Consider the following 18,991-nt stretch of genomic DNA (forward strand, 5'->3'; position numbering starts at 1 on the left):
AAATCAGCTCAATATTATCCTATTAACTATAAAACTTACTGTATGTAAGTCGATATTTTAGCATTCTGAAAGTAACTCAATAGTAATTGTGTTACTTTCACATTGGATCTATTGCCTATTCCTTAAAAATTTCACTTTCAATGTAACATATCGTGTTGAATTGTTATATTGAATGTATTTCAATAAGATAAATCTACACCCCTTCTCCACTTTCTACTGTAGTTAAACCACTTGCACCATCCCATTTATACCATGTTAATATTTTAGAACACGTTGCATTGCTAGAATACGGATCATTAGGGTCCCTTTCTAAAGAAGAGAGTTCTATTAACCCATGTCCATCAATATCTTTAATTTTAGAAGGATAAAGTGAATATATATCATCTATCGCCGGAGTAAGTTCTCCATCTTTAATTATATAGAGGGATTGCTCTCCGCTGTGCATACCCATAATGCCTGATACAAAGACTCCATTTATATCATCTTTAGCTTTTGAAATATTTATACTCATACAATGTTCTGCAGTAGTTTGCACTGTACCAAATAGACTGTATTCTCCATCAGTATATTGAAATAATTGTATATTACTCGGAATATACTCCTCAGAAGAAGATTTTCATAAAAAAGTAGCTATTAAATATAATAATATTTAATAGCTACTCATCTAATAAATCATCTGTCCAACTTGGCATATTTTTATCTTTCCAAATTATATCGCCATCTCTTAAATCAATTACTTGCTTAAAAAATATATCGACTTATACATTGAAGTTTTACCAGCACCATTTGTGCCCGCGAATATTGTGTAAGTTGACATAATTATTTACCTATTACCCTTTCTTGTTCTCTTTGTAAAACCATATTAGATAACGTCATATAAAAATCTTGCTCTTGTTTACTCTTTGCCTTACTAAATAAATCCTTTAATTGACTATATGATAAACCTAAAAAAATGTCATATATTTCTTTATTTTTAATTTCCATATCTAATACCTCCAATTTAAACTATTTATTATAATATTATATACCAATATACTATTATACTATTATAATAAACTATTACCTTATTATTAACACCTTCCTACATTCTATCATTAGCAACTTCGAAAACTTGCACGCACTTTTAGTTTTCCTTGGTTAAATAGATATTGTGTGTTTCGATCCATGATCACACAGGCACCCATAAGCATACAATAATAAAGAGATAAAAATTTTTGGAGGTGGCAAAAGATGCACGTAATTTCCCTTAAATATTCTTCATTCATATTTCCACCTCCTTCAAATCAAAAAATAAACTAATAGACAACATCATTTATTTTTTCAATTCTAATTATCATTATTTTACTTTGATCTTTTTTTAAAAATTGTTTTACTTCCATCCACTCGTCATCCACATTTATAACTTCACAATCTACTGGACCTTTTGCAATAACTGAAAGTGTACATCTTTTACCCTCAAGCGCTTTAAGTATTTTAGACATCTCGATTTCCACCTTTATTGATGTGTTGATTTTCTTGACATCTGCTTTTAGCTTCTTAACTTTGTCGCTTAACCCCATATTGGAAATTGCTATTATAAATGCCATTATTCCTATAAACTCCATATAATTGCACTCACCCTCTATTTTAAAATAGTAAAAATTTCCTTTAGCTTTAATTTTTATTTCTTATATGGCTTAAACCTTCAATTTTACAAAAGATATTTTTATACTTTACGTTTTATTCTTAAATTTCCATCTATAATGACCGTGTATAGGAGTTGTAAAATAAGAAAGCTTGAGTATACTTGCATGAGGTTTGATATTATGAATAACATAAGGAATGCCATTTTTATCTCTTTTATCAAAAATAATACCCACATGTCCCTGCCCAAATATCACAATATCACCCGGTTGCCACTCTTTTAAATTTTCAGAATTTCTAGCTTTAACTTTAGTTGTTAAACTTAACGCATATCTACTGAAAAATACATCTTGATTCGGCACTCGCCTGAAATCAATATTAGGGTCAGGCTTTCCTTCAACTCTAGGATAAAGTTTAATATTACTTTTTATATCTTGATCAATAAGGTCTTTTAAATTAATGTTAGCAGTTTTAAATCCTCTCCAAATTACGTCAGTACATACCCCTTCTTTATCAGGTGGGTATCCACCACTATAATAATTACTAATATATTTTGTTTTATTAAGAACCTCTTTATCAGCTCCATTAACTATATCTAATACATCTGCTACTCCATTTTTGTTATTATCAACTTTAGAAAAATTTTCAGATACAATAAATTTTGGTTTAAATATATTAAAAACAAATTCATCTATAATAGCTTTAAATGGTATATATTTATAAGTAAAAGTTAATATTAAAGAAACTATTATTAAAAGTATAACAAGTTTTTTCTTCACTATATCCCCTCCCCATTTATCTACAAAAGCGAACTTTGGCTATATAACTAACTTCCATAACTTTACTATGAAATAAACGAACTTTAGGTTGATAAAATACGAATTTTTGACGTTTTTTAATTCATTTTATCATTATTATTCTGCCTCTTAGATAATGCGATAGTAGTATAATTGAGTAAATAATTCATGGCGAACTTATAGAATATTATGGGTTTATAGTTAGGGGGCGTTTATTTTGAAAAAAATTAAACTTTATATGTTGTTGGCTTACTTACTGAGCTAATTAATCATAGTCTTTGTAATTTATTCTCACTAAGGAATAGAATTGTATTAAATTTTACGTTAAATTGTTGTTAACATAAGATAAAAGGAACCTGAAATTAGTATTTTTAAACTAACTCAGGCTCTTTGCTTATTTACTTACTTTATTAAAAATAAATTTTAGGTGTTTGATCAATATAACATCTATTTGTTTTTCTTTTATGCCAACTTTAGCTAATCAATTCTTTTGTTAACTAAAGTAGACTTGATAATATATCCATTTGCTTTTCAATATTTTTCATCTCTTTATTTCTATAAGAAGTTATTCCAATCATTTTATCTAAGTAAGTTATCGTTTCATGAGTTGGTAAATTTAGTGTATGATCTATATTTATATCATATCCTGATGCTTGATTAAATAAAATAAGTTTCGTAATTTGGTCCGTAATAATATCAGATTGGACTGTAATAGATTTTTGTTTTGCAATATTAAAATTTTCTGGATGTGCTTTCATTGTCTTTATTACTATACACCATTTTGCTGTATTAGATTGATTAATTTTTTTGTTTTGAATTTCTAAAGATTTTAATTGTTCAGTTTTTTGATTAATTATAGCTATTTTTTCTTTAGATATTTCTTTACTTTCTTTAGTTTCTTTAGTTAATGTTGAAGCTTCAACATTATTATTGTTTGGGATTACTTTTGAAGTGTTTAGTGCAATACCTAAGGCACCTATGGTAAAGACGACAGCAATTTCTAACAATATACCTCTAACATTTATCTTTTTATACTTTGAAATCATAATAATTCTCCTTTCTATTTCTAAATTATTCATAACCATTGAGGTAGTCCCTATAAGTCTCTTGCTGTTACCGACTATCTCCAATACTTTTATTATTGAATTTGCGTATAGATTACAATGGTAATTTGTAGTGTTAGTGTATGACATCAAATAAACAAATATGTATTTAGTTACTAAATATTTTTAATAATGATATTAAAATAGGAATACTTAAAAATCATTAGATATTGGGTTACTTGTTTTAAGTTAATATTGATACTTTGAATGTAACATAATAGTAATTGAGTTACTCTCACTTTGAGGCTATTACTCATCTTTAAAGAATTGTAAATCTACTTAATTTATGGTAATTATGGTATAATTAAATAAATGTTTTATGATTTAATATAAAAGGGAGGCTTTGTATGGGAAGTGCAAGAGCTACTACAATTGTTTTTACAATTATTAACTTTGCTATAATAATTGCAATTATAATAGGGATATATAAAGCAATACAAGGGTTTAAAAATTATGTTAATAGAAATAAAGAAATGGAGAAAAAGATAGATATTATTTTAAATAAATTAGAAAATAAAAAAGATAATTAATATTTAAAGTTACATAATTTTTTTCTGTTTCATCACAAACAACCCTATATCTTTATAGATGTGGGGTTACTTGTATTAATATACTAAATGTAACTCAATGTAAATGCTATAGAATTTGTATCATTTATTTTATACTTTATTGAACCCATTAACAGTGCTGCCTTATCTTCAAACTCTGTACTCTCAATAGCTTTACCATTAAAGTTTGTTATTGTAATATTATCTGTTAGGCTTTTCGCAACGGTCAGTCCAGTAGAATTACTAATCGACGTTCCCTTACTTGTTTGGATATAAATATCCTCTTCATTATTTATTAAAGCCTCACTTATAGAATTTGCATTTTTAAAATCATTAGCATATTGTAATTCATAAACCGAAGATCCTATTAGTATAGAAAACTCGGGTACTGTAAAATCCACGGCTAAAGCTGGTATCTTAATTGCGCTACTATTAAACTCATTGCTAAAAGAAACTCCATAAATTAAATATTTTTAAAATTAGGTTAAATTTATTAAGGCTAATTTGATGAAACAAAATTCAAATGCAACCTATAGTTGACAAAAATGTTATGTTTAATTGGTAGCAATATGGTTGTTTTTTTAGTAAACTTATTTAGGGGTGATTAGAAATGAGTTTTCCGGAACAATTGCAGATTCTTAGAAAAGAAAAAGGATTATCACAAGAGAAATTAGCTGAAATGCTTGGTATATCAAGGCAGGCAGTTGCAAAGTGGGAAGTTGGGCATTCATACCCTGACATTGCAAGACTAATTGCATTAAGTGATTTCTTTAAAGTAAGTATTGATAAATTAGTTAATGATTATGAAGAAAATTGTCGTTTATGTATAAAAGAGAAAAAAGTTGATTCTACACATGAAAAAATAGTAGAATTTTTACGTAATGCCAAAAGAGCTACCTATGCAGGAGATGGTTTCGAAATTGAATCTTCAAGACCTAATTCACATGATTTAGAGTATACAGAAGGAAATCTAAAGTATATTGATACCTATTTAGGAAGAGATCAATTTGGAGGAGAAGAAGCTTTATGGGAAGATGACATTCCATTTTGGTCAATGAATTATACAGCCAGAATTATTGGAAAAGGTTTTTCAGGAAAATTTTTAAAAGAAGCATTAAGTTTAGTGCCAGAGGAAAATCCTTATCGTGGACCTATGGTATATCAAGATGGGCAATATAAATATCATTGCATTGTTAATGGAGAATTTAAGTGGTTTCAAGGATATGAGGAAATCTATTTTGATGATACAAAAGTGTATGAGTGCTTTTTTCATGGCGGAATTATTAAATAACAGATTAATTAAATATTATTTTTAGTTGTTTTTATCTAAATTAATCTTAATATAGGAGAATGTATAATGAATTTATGTAGAAATAATAAATGCTGGTGTGGAAGTGGAATAAAATATAAGAATTGCCACTTAAACTTTGATAATAAGTTAGAAACCTTGAAGAATCAAGGCTATATAGTTCCAACAAGAGATCTTATTAAAAATAAAGATCAAATTGAGGGGATCAGAAAAAGTGCTAAAATCAATAATAGCCTTTTAGATTTAATTAGTAAGAATATTAAAGAAGGAATGACTACAGAAGAAATTAATAAACTAGCTCATGAATATACAATATATCATGGTGGAATTCCGGCTACTCTTAATTATGATGGATTTCCCAAAAGTATTTGTACATCAATTAATGATGAAGTGTGTCATGGAATACCAAGCGAGGATATAGTACTTAAAAATGGTGATATTATAAATGTTGATGCCACTACTATGCTTAATGGATATTATTCAGATGCGTCAAGAATGTTTATGATTGGAGAAGTAAGTGATGAAGCTAGAAAAATAGTAGCAATAAGTAAGGAATGTTTAATTAAAGGAATAGAAACAGTAAAACCTTGGAGCTTTTTAGGTGACATAGGCGCAGCGGTGCAAGAATATGCGCAGAGTAATGGATACTCGGTAGTTAGGGATTTTGGAGGACATGGAGTTGGGCTAGAGATGCATGAGGATCCATTTGTTTTTCATTTTGGAACAAAAGGAACAGATATGATTTTAGCACCAGGAATGGTATTTACGATTGAACCAATGATAAATGGTGGTAGTCATGAAATATTCATAGATGAGGATAATGGTTGGACAGCATTTACTGCCGATGGATCACTTTCAGCACAATGGGAGCATACAATTCTCGTAACTGAAGATGGAATTGAAATAATATCGAAATAACAATGAGTCTTTAAAACAATATTTTAAAGACTCATTGTTATGTAAAAACTAACGAATGTAACTCAATGGTAATTAGTGTAGGGGCCTACATTCGTCATTCATGCCCTAACCGTGCTTTTTCCAAGGCATTTAAGTCAAACTTTTTCATTTTGAGAAAAGCCTCTGTCACTCTTTTAATTTCATCTTTTGTGCCATTAAGCAAGATTTCGTCCATATTGTATGGAACAATTTGCCACGATAAGCCAAATTTGTCCTTGACCCAACCGCATTGCTCTGCCTCAGGTATTGCAGAGAGTTTATCCCAATAGTAATCAATTTCCTTTTGATCATTACAATTTACAATGAGTGAAAATGCCTCGTTGAAATTGAACTCTACATCAAATCCATTATCCATTGCTGAAAAATCAACACCACAAAGCTTAAAAGCAGCATAATTTATCCGAGCTTTTGATGACTTTGCTTCACCATTTCCATATTTGCTTATTATTCCTATTTGGGAGTTTTCGAAAACTTCAGTGTAATATTTCACTGCTTCTTCGGCTTTCCCACATGCATCATTTGAAAAAAGTAAATTTGTTGTAATCTTCTGGACCATTTCACCACTATCAACAAGCATTAACTGCCAAGACAACCCATAGCGATCTTGAATCCAGCCGTACCACTTGCTAAATGGATATTCACCCAGTGGCATAAGTTCAGTGCCACCTTCAGATAATGCTTTCCATTTAGTATTAACCTCCTCTAAAGATGTACAAGCTACCATCAAGGAAATTGATGGGTTAAATTTAAAGTAAGGACCTGCACTTATTGCCGCGAATGGCTGCCCAGATAATTCAAAGTTTACAATTTCCGCATCTCCTGAAGGAGTATCTCCAATAACTGTTACGTTTAAAATCTTTGATTCGTCAAATAAACTGATATAGAACTCGGCTGCTTCTTTAGCTTCTTTGTCGTACCATAAATGAGGAACTATTTTTTGCATATTGTTCTCCTTTCTTAATCATCATTATAAAAAATTTCACGCTTTACATTATTACTGCAATTCGTATAATTAATTTATTATGCCTTTAATCGTATGCAATTAACCTTCGCTCTTTAATATTTCCTTTTGAACTTTTTTTAATGCCTTCTTAGATCCTCTCTCAAGGTCTCTTTCTAACTTTCGCTACTGATAACCTACATAACAAATATCGTGAAGTTAAGTTTTTCACGACATTGTATTTCTTTGATCCCTAATATATAACGTGCTTTTTTTTCTATATACCAGGATTTATTTCAATTACTTATATAGAATTTGTAGTAAATTATAGTATAATTAACCATATATTTATGTCATAATCGTAAATTATTACGTAAAAAATATTAGGAGGTAAACTATGGCTATATCGGGAGTCTTTATTCCATTAGTAACACCATTTAAAGACGGTAATGTAGATTATGTTTCTTACAAAAAATTAATAGATTATTATTTGACTAAAGGAGTGCATGGCTTTATTCCTTTAGGAACAACTAGTGAAGGTCCCACAATTTCAGATTTGGAGTATGAAGAAATAATTGAAAAAACTATTGAGTACACAAATGGATCAGTTCCTATTTATGTTGGATTAGGTGGAAACAATACCAAAAAAGTAGTAGAGAAGCTTAAGGTAGTAGAAAAATATAAAATAGATGGAATATTATCTGTTTCGCCTTATTATTCTAGACCGGATCAAAGAGGAATTTTTCAGCATTTCAAGAGTATTTCAGAAGCAACCTATTTAGATATTATTGTATATAATATACCTTATAGAACTGGAAGAAATATTGAAAATACTACAATTTATAAATTAGCTGAGTTAAATAATATAGTTGGAATTAAAGATTCTAGTTGAAATATTGCTCAAACAACAGCGTTGATTTTAAATAAGCCTAAAAATTTTTCTATATTAACTGGAGAAGATGCATTATTTTATACAACACTTTGTTTAGGTGGAGACGGAGGTATTCTAGCCTCTGCACATATTAATACTGAAGGATTTATCAAAGTATATAATGATATTACAAGCAATAATAGCAAAGCAGCGTTAGAAACTTGGAAGGAATTATATGAATTTATTCCAATGTTATTTCAAGAACCTAACCCAGCACCTTTGAAATATTGTTTGAAAAAGCTAGGATTAATAGATTCTTCGGAGGTTAGGTTACCTTTAGTAGAAATTACTGAGGAATTACAGAAAAAATTAAATACAATAATTAAATTAATTAAGTAAAAAGGAAGGATAGAATATAAATGAATGAGACAAAAAAATTTTGTGTTATAAATAGTTTTACGTATAATGGACGAGGTGGAAATGCCGCGGCTATATTTTGTAATCAAGGTGAATTAGAAGATTCTATTATGCAAAATATTGCGCGTCAACTTAATTTAGTTGAAACGGTGTATATCACTGAAAGTGATGAAGAAAGAATAGATTTTGATATTAGATATTTTACTCCAGAAAATGAAGTCGGAATTGCAGGTCACCCTACAGTTGCTGCATTTATTGCACTTGCGAAAGAAGGAGCACTAGGTGCAATAATAAAAGATAAGTATTTAATCAAGACAAAGGACGGAATAAAAGAAGTTAGTATTGAAGAACGTAATAATGATATTGTTGTTAAATTAAAGCAACAAGTTGTTGAATTTGGACCAATTATTCAAGAAAAATGTAAAATAGCTGAAATTTTAGGAATTGATAATAACGATATAATGAATGATTTACCAATACAATGTATAAATACTGGATTAGGTCATTTAGTTGTGCCAATTAAATCTTTAGAGGGATTAATGAAAGTTAAAAGGAACATAAATCAATTAAAAAATCTATGTAATCTTATTGGCGTAAGAGAAGCACAAGTGTTTTGTTTTGAAACTAAAGATGACACATTTGATATTCATACAAGAAATATATGCCCAAGAGAGGGAATTGAAGACGCCGCATGTGGTATTGGAAATGCAGCGGTAGGTGCATATTTGTTGAATAATCATTATTCTGATAGAAAAATGATATCAATAAAAGCTGAGCAAGGATACATAGTAAAGGCTCCATGTGAAATTGATATATATGCTTATAGGGAACAAAATGATATTGTAGTCCAAATTGGAGGAACAGGTAAAGTAATAATACAAGGTGATTTTATTATAAGCAACATATAAAAAGTAATATCAGTATTGATATTCTGAATGTAACACAATACCAATTGAGTTACTTCCACTTTGGGTCTATTGCTCATTTCGAAGGAATTGTAAATATAATTGATTTATGGTAATTATGGTATAATAGTATATATATCGTTAGTCGGAATTGTAGAAAATAACGAATTAAAAATTATTTATAAAAAAGGAGAATTAAGATGAATTCTAATATCAAGAAAAGAACCATAATGATATTTCCACAATTTGAAAATATTAATATTATAAATGAAATAAGAAAAAAGTATGATCCACTTGCAAATCATGTTAGCCCACATATTACTTTAGTGTTTACATTTGAAAGTGGTTTTACATCAATTGAAATTAATGAACATTTAAAGAAAGTGATTGATGAAACAAGATGCTTTAGACTGACATTACAGGAAATAGTAAAGATTGATAACCCTTTAGGGAGATATTTATTTTTAGATATAAAGCAAGGCAATGAACAAATAAAGGAACTGAGTAAGAAATTATATACAGGAATCTTAAATAACTATAAACCTGCTTGGTTAAACGAAGAAACATTTATGCCTCATATGACAATAGGTGATTTTACCTCAAAAGAGAATTTAAATATAGCATTTAAAAATACTGAACTTATTAAAGAAAATTTCACCACAATAGTAGATAAGATTTCTGTTGAAATTATTGATGAAAATGAAGATTCTATTATTGAGGTTGAAGTAGATTTAAAGCCTATACTCTAAACAAGAAATGTCATGAAAGTAAAATACTGCGACGTAAATTAATAAGAGGTGATTAAATTGATAATAAATCTTTTAAAGAATTGAAGAATGAGAATAGTTCAGTTTTAAGACTACTTCCACACCGATTGAGCAATCCTAACTCTAAACAGTTGCCCCTCCAATTTCTTATTTTCCTAAGTGGACAGCTAGTTTCGAGACTAGGTGACGCACTTTACACCTTTGCAATACCATGGATTTCATATGAACTAACACATTCAGTTATTGTTATGGGTTCAATGTATGCAGTCAGTGTATTGCCGATTGTGTTATTTGGTCCGATCATCGGAGTGTGCGTTGATCACTGGGATCGCCGACGACTGATGATCTTCGCTGATGTAACACGAGCGCTTCTAGTTGCTTTCATTCCATTCATGCAGATGCTGGGCATCTTGCAACTTTGGCAACTTTACGTTGTATCATTTCTTTTGGCAGGGTTGTCATTACTTTTTGACATATCGGTTGTAGCTGTTATCCCCCAATTAATAGACAACAAAAACCTTACTAAGGCAAATGCATCGTATCAATTAGTTAATCAAGCCGGTGATTTAATTGGTCCTCTTCTTGCCGGTATTATGATAACCACTCTTGGAGGCTACCGTACGTTATGGTTCGATGTCGTGTCTTTCGCAGGGACATTATGGGCTATATGGAGAATTCAGACCTTGGGAAAACCGGTTGCGAAAACGGGACTAAGCGAGGTTTTTCGTGGAATGAGGGATGGACTACATTTTTTAATTCACGACAAGTTGAATTTTACTCTCTCCCTACAGGCTATGATCGGCAACTTTGGGTACAGTGCAGCCTATGGAGTTTTGATGTTCTATCTCCTCTCTACACTCCATCTAAATGCGGCACAAATTAGTTACAACTACGCATTTCTTGGATTTGGTGGTTTAGTGGGAAGTATTATCGTAGTTCCTTTGGAACGCTATTTTCGACGTGGAGTAATTATACCTATACTCTTAATTATAGGGACATGTGGTTTTCTATATGCATTAGTTGCCCGGTTTTGGCTAGGTCCAGGAATCGCGTTTGGTATCGTTACAATCTGTAATGTGGCATGGAACACGCTTTCAACATCGATACGGCAGGAAACTGTCCCTTCGAATATGTTAGGAAGAGTGCTTGGTTTCTCACGTGTGTTTACCCGGCTGGCTGTGCCACTTGGCGTTATGGCAGGTAGTTTAATCTCGAGTTTAATCAGTCCAGTTGCAGTATTTGCGATTGCAGCTGTTTGCAAGGGAGTTGAGGTTTCAATTGCTTTATGCTCCTCAATTCGCAAGTTATAAAAAATTTACCAAAACTGTAATGTTGATGAAGTACTGCTCAATATGGATTTAAAGTTGAGTGGAATAGATAGTCATATAGTTAAAGTCCGTGTTTTATCTACATAAGCGAACTTTGGCTATATAATTAAATTGTTGTTAACATAAGATAAAAAGAGCCTGAAATTAGTATTTTTAAACTAACTCAGGCTCTTTGTTTATTTACTTACTTTATTAAAAATAAATTTTAGGTATTTGATCAATATAACATCTATTTGTTTTTCTTTTATGCCAACTTTAGCTAATCAATTCTTTTGTTAACTAAAGTAGACTTGATAATATATCCATTTGCTTTTCAATATTTTTCATCTCTTTATTTCTATAAGAAGTTATTCCAATCATTTTATCTAAGTAAGTTATCGTTTCATGAGTTGGTAAATTTAGTGTATGATCTATATTTATATCATATCCTGATGCTTGATTAAACAAAATAAGTTTCGTAATTTGGTCCGTAATAATATCAGATTGGACTGTAATAGATTTTTGTTTTGCAATGTTAAAATTTTCTGGATGTGCTTTCATTGTCTTTATTACTATATTCCATTTTGCTGTATTAGATTGATTGATTTTTTTGTTTTGAATTTCTAAAGATTTTAATTGTTCAGTTTTTTGATTAATTATAGTTATTTTTTCTTTAGATATTTCTTTACTTTCTTTATGTTGAAGCTTCAACAATATTATTGTTTGGGATTACTTTTGAAGTGTTTAGTGCAATACCTAAGGCACCTATGGTAAAGAGGACAGCAATTCCTAACAATATACCTCTAACATTTATCTTTTTATACTTTGAAATCATAATAATTCTCCTTTCTATTTCTAAATTATTCATAACCATTGAGGTAGTCCCTATAAGTCTCTTGCTGTTACCGACTATCTCCAATACTTTTATTATTGAATTTCCGTATAGATTACAATGGTAAATAATTTATGGTAATTATGGTATAATTAAATAAATGTTTTATGATTTAATATAAAAGGGAGGCTTTGTATGGGAAGTGCAAGAGCTACTAGAATTGTTTTTACAATTATTAACTTTGCTATAATAATTGCAATTATAATAGGGATATATAAAGCAATACAAGGGTTTAAAAATTATGTTAATAGAAATAAAGAAATGGAGAAAAAGATAGATATTATTTTAAATAAATTAGAAAATAAAAAAGATAATTAATATTTAAAGTTACATAATTTTTTTCTGTTTCATCACAAGCAACCCTATATCTTTATAGATGTGGGGTTACTTGTATTAATATTTTGAAAGTAACTCAATGGTAATTGAGTTACTTTCACATTGGGTCTATTGCCTATTCCTTAAAAATTTCAATTTCAATGTAACATATCGTGTTGAATTGTTACATTGAATGTATTTCAATGATATAATATTATCTTTAACATACACTTACTTTTATACACATTATATCCCATTTAACTTATTACAGGGGTTAATTATTAATAGATTTGAAGGCCCATATGTTGTGTGTGAAAAAGTCGTTAAGAATTAATCTTAACTACTTTTAATATTTGTGTTATATAAATAAGCTTGTAGATAGTACCTATGGTTAATGGACCACTGGCTCCATCTAGAACTAAAACATTATTATTTATAACTACTATAGTATCTTTTACAAAAGCTTTTAAATTCGAGTATCCTAAGGTGCTTGAAATTTTATATAAATACTGTATTTTAAGTGTCTTTAACTCTTTGGATAGTACCCTCCAATTGTTTGTAAATGTTCTATATATCAAAGGTATTTTCTCTTTATACCCAAGAGCTTTACGAGCTATACAATATGCAGCGGATACATGAATAGATATTCCTTTAGCTTTCATATATTTTATTTTACCCATTTGGCTAGTGTATGCTGGATTTACATAAAATACGGCTAAATTTTCTTTAAAAGCCCTGGAACTGATTGCTTCAATGATTTTTTTATGAGCAAACATACTGATTTTCATATTTCGTTTAGTATTCCCATAAGTTAGTTTGGATTTACTGATGTTTTTAATATCCTCACCAGCAAGTGGTTTATTTTTATCCCTGGCTATTTGAACAAGCCCTAAGGCACTCTTTTCTAAAATTTTTGAAATCTGCCCTGAAGTTTTATTTGCTATATTAAAATGTATAGTGCCAAAGTCTAATAGGTTTCCGATGCAATCAGTTTCACTCCATGCAATATGGTCGTAGTTTATATCATAGCCTACAACTCCATTTGCCATAAAATAATTAATTTGATTCTCGTCTTTAAATAGTTTATAAGATGGCTTAAACAAAAAATAATCTCCTTTGTCTTCGATTCGTAAGGAAACAGGGGAATTTTTAGTGTTTAGAGCTTCTATTAATAAGTCTTTATGGTAAGGAAAATCAACATTTTCTACTTCAAACCATTGTGAACTATGATATGCACCTATTTTATTTTCATAGGGCAGTTGGATACTTAGTAAATTCGTTTCGTAGCTGTATTTAACACAAGCATTTCCTTATGTAACTGTGTTAAGTCCTTGAAGTTCTATAGTTTTATGTCTAGCTTTATAGAAGTCTTCTTTCCATGCAAAATGATCTTTATATAATGTATGCTGAGCTTTGAATAGTTTCTTAGTACCAAAACATGATTTTACTGCACTTGTATTAAGTCTTGCAAGTTTTTGTTTTTGATAACTTATACCACGCTTAATCATATTCAGTTTATTAGTTAATCTGCTAATTTTTTTTACGACAAGAGCATGCTCAAAATCGTATATATTATATATAATTGATTTATTTTTATAATTGGCCTCAACAAAAATCTTATCATCTGACATGTAAAAATAATATGGCCTATAATACTTAAATTTGGGGAGGCTTTTACTATTTTTAATAGCCTTAGATATATCGATAATATGAGTGTGAATCTTACTCCAAAATTTAATTTTATTAATTAAATCCTTAGCAGATTTCTCTCTATGATTAATGTTCTGCTTTAAATCATCTATGTACATTTTGTTTAATTCAACATTAGAAGATTTATTCCATTTAGCTTCACAAACAGCATAGTTTGTATAATAAGTATTAAGATTAAACATATTTTTAATAGTTAAATGAATACTCTGAGAAAGACTTTTCTCATGATTGTAAACAAGAATTGAATAAGCTTTAATTTTAGCTTCATTAACAACATACAGTATATTCGATAGATTGTTGAGATTTTCAAAGCTGAGCTTATTTTTATATATTCTTGTAGAAGAATTAGTTTCTATTCTCAAAATATTCACCACCTTTTTTATAATCTCTAATATATATTATGCCGTAATAGAGCCTATAATATTAAGTTATATAAAAATAATTTAGCAACAAAATTCATCTCCGTCTACAGAGAACGGAGTCTTCTTTTGCAAATAAAGATAAAAATTTTTGGAGGTGGCAAAAGATGCACGTAATTTCCTTTAAATATTCTTTATTCATATTTTTACCTCCTTCAAATCGAAAAATAAACTAATAGACAACATCATTTATTTTTTCAATTCTAATTATCATTATTTTACTTTGATCTTTTTTTAAAAATTGTTTTACTTCCATCCACTCGTCATCCACATTTATAACTTCACAATCTACTGGACCTTTTGCAATAACTGAAAGTGTACATCTTTTACCCTCAAGCGCTTTAAGTATTTTAGACATCTCGATTTCCACCTTTATTGATGTGTTGATTTTCTTGACATCTGCTTTTAGCTTCTTAACTTTGTCGCTTAACCCCATATTGGAAATTGCTATTATAAATGCCATTATTCCTATAAACTCCATATAATTGCACTCACCCTCTATTTTAAAATAGTAAAAATTTCCTTTAGCTTTAATTTTTATTTCTTATATGGCTTAAACCTTCAATTTTACAAAAGATATTTTTATACTTTACGTTTTATTCTTAAATTTCCATCTATAATGACCGTGTATAGGAGTTGTAAAATAAGAAAGCTTGAGTATACTTGCATGAGGTTTGATATTATGAATAACATAAGGAATGCCATTTTTATCTCTTTTATCAAAAATAATACCCACATGTCCCTGCCCAAATATCACAATATCACCCGGTTGCCACTCTTTTAAATTTTCAGAATTTCTAGCTTTAACTTTAGTTGTTAAACTTAACGCATATCTACTGAAAAATACATCTTGATTCGGCACTCGCCTGAAATCAATATTAGGGTCAGGCTTTCCTTCAACTCTAGGATAAAGTTTAATATTACTTTTTATATCTTGATCAATAAGGTCTTTTAAATTAATGTTAGCAGTTTTAAATCCTCTCCAAATTACGTCAGTACATACCCCTTCTTTATCAGGTGGGTATCCACCACTATAATAATTACTAATATATTTTGTTTTATTAAGAACCTCTTTATCAGCTCCATTAACTATATCTAATACATCTGCTACTCCATTTTTGTTATTATCAACTTTAGAAAAATTTTCAGATACAATAAATTTTGGTTTAAATATATTAAAAACAAATTCATCTATAATAGCTTTAAATGGTATATATTTATAAGTAAAAATTAATATTAAAGAAACTATTATTAAAAGTATAACAAGCTTTTTCTTCACTATATCCCTTCCCCATTTAAGATTTATTACGAACTATCCATAAACTAGACATAACCCTTAAATAAATTATACCATTTTTACGACCTTTTAGTAAAAACTTAACTTTAAGAATTCAGCTGAAAGCCGAGAGATTTAACCCAAATATACAGACATTAATCGATACAAACAAGTAGTAAACATATTGAAATATATGGTATTGATTTTGTTAGCGTTTAAAGGCATAATAAAAATAGATTCATTTACTTGCCATAATTTTTAAAATTTGCATTTTAAGGAGATTTTGTATGAAAAAAAATATTTAATTCTCATTACATTGATAGTTGTTGCGTTCTGTATAGTTATGACATGTTTTTTTAAGCACAAATCAAATAAAGTTACTGCTAGTAATAAAAATAATATTGAACAACCAAATAAAGTTATTGAAGAAAATAAATTATTAACAAAAAAGGATGCTGTATCACTAATATTAAAAAATGAATTACTTAATCAACAGCTTCCTAAATATTTTATTCCTGTAAAAGCTTCACAAGATAATTATAATAACCTTAAAAAAGTTAATGATAGCAATGGTTTTTTGTGTAATGATGATAATAAACTTGATAATGGTATATTAGTTGAATTACAAAACTTTAATGAAAACAGTCAAATTAATTACTTTACAATAAAAAATTATGATGCAATTAAAAATGGTGGTAAGGGTTTAGTTGATAAAGGTACTATATCCAATACTGGTGAAGTTAAATTTTTTAGGTAATTAAAACAATAAATCTGGATTTTTAATCCAGATTTATTGTTTTAAACTTTCTAATAAGGACTAGCTCCATATCTGTTATTATCATTGACAACTTGACCAGTAGGGTTTCCATTTGTATTCACATATGATATTCTAGGTGGGCAATTATATCCTTCAATTCTTGCACTTGCACTATTACCAGCTACTGACATTTTAAACATATGTACGCAACAAAGCCTAATGAAATATCTCCACATCCTATCATTTTCATTACTTCGATATTCACATGCTCTCTCATCTTTCGAGGATATTTCTCTTTATTCAATTTCCAAAACTCTGGATAATTATCTTCGAATATTCGTTTTATAGTAATCTTATTTTTTTCATGATTTAATCATCTCATATTTATCTAATTTTTTTATCTATTTTTCGACTAGAATGTTATCCACAGCGGTTTCCGCAAGCTGTTTCCTATATAATGAAAAATAAAGCTAAAACAAATTTTTCATTATATCCCAGCAAATAATCCCTTATCTATGAACTAGCATTACTTTTTTAAGTTCATATGCTTATAATATACTATCTTATTTTTATAATTTTGGATTCAATTTGTTTTCTTGTTAAATTGTAACCATTTGAAGGTAACCATAATTCATAGTAACTCTTATCTTTTTCATATGAGAATATTACACTATTCGTAACTATATTTTTCTCTTTTAAAATTTTTAGCACATCTTTCGCGTCCGAAATCTGGTCTACACCATTAATCAGGTCTATATTTATTTGTATGTATGAAGCATTATTTTTAAACGGTATTGCACCGCTTCCCGTTACACTTTTTATGTGTTTCTGAATAGCTCTACCCTTAAATGCACTTTTAATCTTGGAGTTATATTGCATTACACTTTTGTATTGAATATAATCTTCGGAGATGTTTTCCTTATCTTTAGAAATAACAAAATATGTTCCATCATTTAAGCAAGTCACATCTGAATAATAGTTACCGTATAAAATATTATTTTTTGTAAGACCTACTTTGAATGACAGTTTAGGATATTTTGTATCCAGATATTTTGTAAACTCACTTCTTATACTCAAAGAATAAATAAAGGCGGCTATTATAACAACGAGTATTATTCCCCCTATTTTAATTAATGCAACTTTCTTTTTAACCATAAAGTCACTTCCTATTTATTTTTTACTGTTATGTCCTTGTTTAATTATACAGTATATAATTTACTAGGTGGTAAATATCAATCTCTAAAAATTATAATGCCTAAAACAGAAAAATATAGAGTGATTGATGAAAGAAATTATGTTAAATATTCCAGACTTCCATTTTATGTTCTTGGATTTTATTATATATTATTAGGTATTGTATTGCTATTCATAAATTGTTGGCCTACTATGGTTATTTGTTTTGGACCAATAATCATAGTAATACCTATGTCAATTATTTCACAAAAAAGACGAAAATGCATTGAACGAATAAATGATTAAGAAATAAAATGTAATAATAAACAAACTAAAATATTATTCCATTTTTGATATCTTTGCTAATATTTCAGCAGATGCAGTTATTTCCTCTAAAGTTGCGGTTATCTCTTGCGTTGCGGCTGCTTGGGAGTCAGCAATTAAACTTGAACTATTAATTACATCTGTAATCTTTATTATGGATTTTTGTATTTCAAGTAGAGTTTTAAATACCTTTTTTGCTGATTCACTACTTAACTGAGACAACTTCTTTATTTCACTTGCAACTACACCAAAGCCTCTACCTGCATCACCTGCTCTTGCAGCTTCAATGGCAGCATTTAATGCTAATAAATTCGATTGTGAGGCAATATTTCAATTGCAGATAAAATAGAACCAGTATCCTTAATTTTCTGTCCAGCATCAGATGCAGTACTCTAGGATTTGCCGTAAATAGTGGTAGACTGGCAGGTAACAATGCTGTTGAATATATTAAAACAAACCTTGTAGAGGAATAGACAATAGCCCCAAAATGAATGTAACACAATTGTGTTACATTCAAAATTAGTAAAAGTACTTCTCAAATATTTTGATAATAAAACAAGATACTACTAGCTGCATTTAAA

The 18,991-nt window shown here is 29.0% G+C and carries 24 protein-coding genes and 1 pseudogene; 9 read left to right on the top strand and 16 right to left on the bottom strand.

The window, feature by feature from the left end; translation table 11 throughout:
• Positions 1-193 precede the first annotated feature (193 nt).
• The 5 genes from LL038_RS14455 to LL038_RS14475 all read right to left on the bottom strand — a co-directional run bounded on the left by LL038_RS14455 (position 194) and on the right by LL038_RS14475 (position 3,466).
• A complete protein-coding gene (locus LL038_RS14455; RefSeq protein WP_216122139.1) occupies positions 194-511 on the bottom strand; it encodes a hypothetical protein in 318 nt (105 codons plus the stop codon).
• 308 nt (positions 512-819) lie between these two features.
• Positions 820-984 carry a hypothetical protein gene (locus LL038_RS14460; RefSeq protein ID WP_216122142.1) on the bottom strand — a complete coding sequence of 55 codons (165 nt, stop codon included), beginning with the start codon at positions 982-984 and terminating at the stop codon, positions 820-822.
• 311 nt (positions 985-1,295) lie between these two features.
• Complete coding sequence (locus LL038_RS14465) at positions 1,296-1,604, bottom strand: hypothetical protein (protein ID WP_216128229.1); 309 nt, start codon at positions 1,602-1,604, stop codon at positions 1,296-1,298.
• 108 nt (positions 1,605-1,712) lie between these two features.
• Positions 1,713-2,402 (bottom strand): DUF1287 domain-containing protein, encoded by a 690-nt coding sequence (locus LL038_RS14470; RefSeq protein ID WP_268055876.1) that lies wholly within the window; start codon positions 2,400-2,402, stop codon positions 1,713-1,715.
• A gap of 515 nt (positions 2,403-2,917) precedes the next feature.
• Entirely contained in the window at positions 2,918-3,466 is a 549-nt protein-coding gene (locus LL038_RS14475) for a hypothetical protein (protein WP_216174175.1), read from the bottom strand.
• A gap of 404 nt (positions 3,467-3,870) precedes the next feature.
• On the opposite strand from LL038_RS14475, the gene LL038_RS14480 reads away from it, so the two are divergent.
• On the top strand, positions 3,871-4,053 hold the full coding sequence (locus LL038_RS14480; RefSeq protein ID WP_216127892.1) for a hypothetical protein: 183 nt from the start codon (positions 3,871-3,873) through the stop codon (positions 4,051-4,053).
• Between the two features lie 83 nt (positions 4,054-4,136).
• Here LL038_RS14480 and LL038_RS14485 read toward each other — a convergent pair whose 3' ends face one another.
• Complete coding sequence (locus LL038_RS14485; RefSeq protein WP_216127890.1) at positions 4,137-4,472, bottom strand: hypothetical protein; 336 nt, start codon at positions 4,470-4,472, stop codon at positions 4,137-4,139.
• A 209-nt stretch (positions 4,473-4,681) separates the two neighbouring features.
• On the opposite strand from LL038_RS14485, the gene LL038_RS14490 reads away from it, so the two are divergent.
• Together LL038_RS14490 and LL038_RS14495 are read left to right on the top strand one after the other, a co-directional pair.
• Positions 4,682-5,362 (top strand): DUF5680 domain-containing protein, encoded by a 681-nt coding sequence (locus LL038_RS14490; protein ID WP_216127888.1) that lies wholly within the window; start codon positions 4,682-4,684, stop codon positions 5,360-5,362.
• Between the two features lie 66 nt (positions 5,363-5,428).
• Complete coding sequence (locus LL038_RS14495) at positions 5,429-6,298, top strand: methionyl aminopeptidase (protein WP_216127886.1); 870 nt, start codon at positions 5,429-5,431, stop codon at positions 6,296-6,298.
• A gap of 94 nt (positions 6,299-6,392) precedes the next feature.
• On the opposite strand, the gene LL038_RS14500 is transcribed toward LL038_RS14495, so the two are convergent.
• Entirely contained in the window at positions 6,393-7,280 is an 888-nt protein-coding gene (locus tag LL038_RS14500) for a VOC family protein (protein ID WP_216127884.1), read from the bottom strand.
• A 394-nt stretch (positions 7,281-7,674) separates the two neighbouring features.
• Here LL038_RS14500 and dapA point away from each other — a divergent pair.
• The 4 genes and pseudogenes from dapA to LL038_RS14520 all read left to right on the top strand — a co-directional run bounded on the left by dapA (position 7,675) and on the right by LL038_RS14520 (position 11,547).
• Positions 7,675-8,547: pseudogene (gene dapA / locus LL038_RS14505) on the top strand (4-hydroxy-tetrahydrodipicolinate synthase).
• 20 nt (positions 8,548-8,567) lie between these two features.
• Positions 8,568-9,473, top strand: coding sequence for a PhzF family phenazine biosynthesis protein (locus LL038_RS14510; protein WP_216127882.1), 906 nt, complete (start codon positions 8,568-8,570; stop codon positions 9,471-9,473).
• A 197-nt stretch (positions 9,474-9,670) separates the two neighbouring features.
• Complete coding sequence (locus LL038_RS14515; protein ID WP_216127880.1) at positions 9,671-10,219, top strand: 2'-5' RNA ligase family protein; 549 nt, start codon at positions 9,671-9,673, stop codon at positions 10,217-10,219.
• 149 nt (positions 10,220-10,368) lie between these two features.
• Positions 10,369-11,547, top strand: a complete 1,179-nt coding sequence (locus LL038_RS14520) for an MFS transporter (protein ID WP_253200143.1) — start codon at positions 10,369-10,371, stop codon at positions 11,545-11,547.
• A 297-nt stretch (positions 11,548-11,844) separates the two neighbouring features.
• Here LL038_RS14520 and LL038_RS14525 read toward each other — a convergent pair whose 3' ends face one another.
• The gene (locus LL038_RS14525) at positions 11,845-12,255 is read right to left on the bottom strand and encodes a hypothetical protein (protein WP_216127876.1); all 411 of its coding nucleotides are present in this window, start codon (positions 12,253-12,255) and stop codon (positions 11,845-11,847) included.
• Positions 12,239-12,379, bottom strand: coding sequence for a hypothetical protein (locus LL038_RS14530; protein ID WP_216174192.1), 141 nt, complete (start codon positions 12,377-12,379; stop codon positions 12,239-12,241). The genes LL038_RS14525 and LL038_RS14530 overlap by 17 nt, the downstream gene beginning before the upstream one ends.
• Before the next feature lie 192 nt (positions 12,380-12,571).
• Between LL038_RS14530 and LL038_RS14535 the strand changes: the two genes are divergently transcribed.
• The gene (locus LL038_RS14535; RefSeq protein WP_216127872.1) at positions 12,572-12,754 is read left to right on the top strand and encodes a hypothetical protein; all 183 of its coding nucleotides are present in this window, start codon (positions 12,572-12,574) and stop codon (positions 12,752-12,754) included.
• 320 nt (positions 12,755-13,074) lie between these two features.
• On the opposite strand, the gene LL038_RS14540 is transcribed toward LL038_RS14535, so the two are convergent.
• From LL038_RS14540 to LL038_RS14555, 4 genes are all read right to left on the bottom strand, one after another.
• Positions 13,075-13,854, bottom strand: a complete 780-nt coding sequence (locus tag LL038_RS14540; protein ID WP_268055877.1) for a hypothetical protein — start codon at positions 13,852-13,854, stop codon at positions 13,075-13,077.
• Between the two features lie 207 nt (positions 13,855-14,061).
• Complete coding sequence (locus LL038_RS14545; RefSeq protein ID WP_268055878.1) at positions 14,062-14,823, bottom strand: hypothetical protein; 762 nt, start codon at positions 14,821-14,823, stop codon at positions 14,062-14,064.
• A 229-nt stretch (positions 14,824-15,052) separates the two neighbouring features.
• Positions 15,053-15,361, bottom strand: a complete 309-nt coding sequence (locus LL038_RS14550; protein ID WP_216128229.1) for a hypothetical protein — start codon at positions 15,359-15,361, stop codon at positions 15,053-15,055.
• Between the two features lie 108 nt (positions 15,362-15,469).
• Positions 15,470-16,159 (bottom strand): DUF1287 domain-containing protein, encoded by a 690-nt coding sequence (locus LL038_RS14555; RefSeq protein WP_268055879.1) that lies wholly within the window; start codon positions 16,157-16,159, stop codon positions 15,470-15,472.
• A gap of 280 nt (positions 16,160-16,439) precedes the next feature.
• On the opposite strand from LL038_RS14555, the gene LL038_RS14560 reads away from it, so the two are divergent.
• Positions 16,440-16,913 (top strand): hypothetical protein, encoded by a 474-nt coding sequence (locus LL038_RS14560; protein ID WP_216124720.1) that lies wholly within the window; start codon positions 16,440-16,442, stop codon positions 16,911-16,913.
• A gap of 50 nt (positions 16,914-16,963) precedes the next feature.
• Here LL038_RS14560 and LL038_RS14565 read toward each other — a convergent pair whose 3' ends face one another.
• From LL038_RS14565 to LL038_RS14580, 3 genes are all read right to left on the bottom strand, one after another.
• Positions 16,964-17,113, bottom strand: coding sequence for a hypothetical protein (locus LL038_RS14565; RefSeq protein ID WP_216124721.1), 150 nt, complete (start codon positions 17,111-17,113; stop codon positions 16,964-16,966).
• 358 nt (positions 17,114-17,471) lie between these two features.
• Complete coding sequence (locus LL038_RS14575) at positions 17,472-18,068, bottom strand: hypothetical protein (protein WP_216124722.1); 597 nt, start codon at positions 18,066-18,068, stop codon at positions 17,472-17,474.
• Between the two features lie 357 nt (positions 18,069-18,425).
• On the bottom strand, positions 18,426-18,737 hold the full coding sequence (locus LL038_RS14580; protein WP_309245087.1) for a methyl-accepting chemotaxis protein: 312 nt from the start codon (positions 18,735-18,737) through the stop codon (positions 18,426-18,428).
• Positions 18,738-18,991 lie beyond the last annotated feature (254 nt).

This window comes from Clostridium estertheticum, from assembly GCF_026650985.1.
Classification (GTDB): Bacteria; Bacillota; Clostridia; order Clostridiales; family Clostridiaceae; genus Clostridium_AD; species Clostridium_AD estertheticum_C.

Coding starts and splice junctions, on each gene's coding strand:
- LL038_RS14455 (WP_216122139.1), bottom strand. CDS start 511: ATGAGTATAAATATTTCAAAAGCTAAAGATGATATAAATGGAGTCTTT.
- LL038_RS14460 (WP_216122142.1), bottom strand. CDS start 984: ATGGAAATTAAAAATAAAGAAATATATGACATTTTTTTAGGTTTATCA.
- LL038_RS14465 (WP_216128229.1), bottom strand. CDS start 1,604: ATGGAGTTTATAGGAATAATGGCATTTATAATAGCAATTTCCAATATG.
- LL038_RS14475 (WP_216174175.1), bottom strand. CDS start 3,466: ATGATTTCAAAGTATAAAAAGATAAATGTTAGAGGTATATTGTTAGAA.
- LL038_RS14480 (WP_216127892.1), top strand. CDS start 3,871: ATGGGAAGTGCAAGAGCTACTACAATTGTTTTTACAATTATTAACTTT.
- LL038_RS14490 (WP_216127888.1), top strand. CDS start 4,682: ATGAGTTTTCCGGAACAATTGCAGATTCTTAGAAAAGAAAAAGGATTA.
- LL038_RS14495 (WP_216127886.1), top strand. CDS start 5,429: ATGAATTTATGTAGAAATAATAAATGCTGGTGTGGAAGTGGAATAAAA.
- LL038_RS14500 (WP_216127884.1), bottom strand. CDS start 7,280: ATGCAAAAAATAGTTCCTCATTTATGGTACGACAAAGAAGCTAAAGAA.
- LL038_RS14510 (WP_216127882.1), top strand. CDS start 8,568: ATGAATGAGACAAAAAAATTTTGTGTTATAAATAGTTTTACGTATAAT.
- LL038_RS14515 (WP_216127880.1), top strand. CDS start 9,671: ATGAATTCTAATATCAAGAAAAGAACCATAATGATATTTCCACAATTT.
- LL038_RS14530 (WP_216174192.1), bottom strand. CDS start 12,379: ATGATTTCAAAGTATAAAAAGATAAATGTTAGAGGTATATTGTTAGGA.
- LL038_RS14535 (WP_216127872.1), top strand. CDS start 12,572: ATGGGAAGTGCAAGAGCTACTAGAATTGTTTTTACAATTATTAACTTT.
- LL038_RS14550 (WP_216128229.1), bottom strand. CDS start 15,361: ATGGAGTTTATAGGAATAATGGCATTTATAATAGCAATTTCCAATATG.
- LL038_RS14565 (WP_216124721.1), bottom strand. CDS start 17,113: ATGTTTAAAATGTCAGTAGCTGGTAATAGTGCAAGTGCAAGAATTGAA.
- LL038_RS14575 (WP_216124722.1), bottom strand. CDS start 18,068: ATGGTTAAAAAGAAAGTTGCATTAATTAAAATAGGGGGAATAATACTC.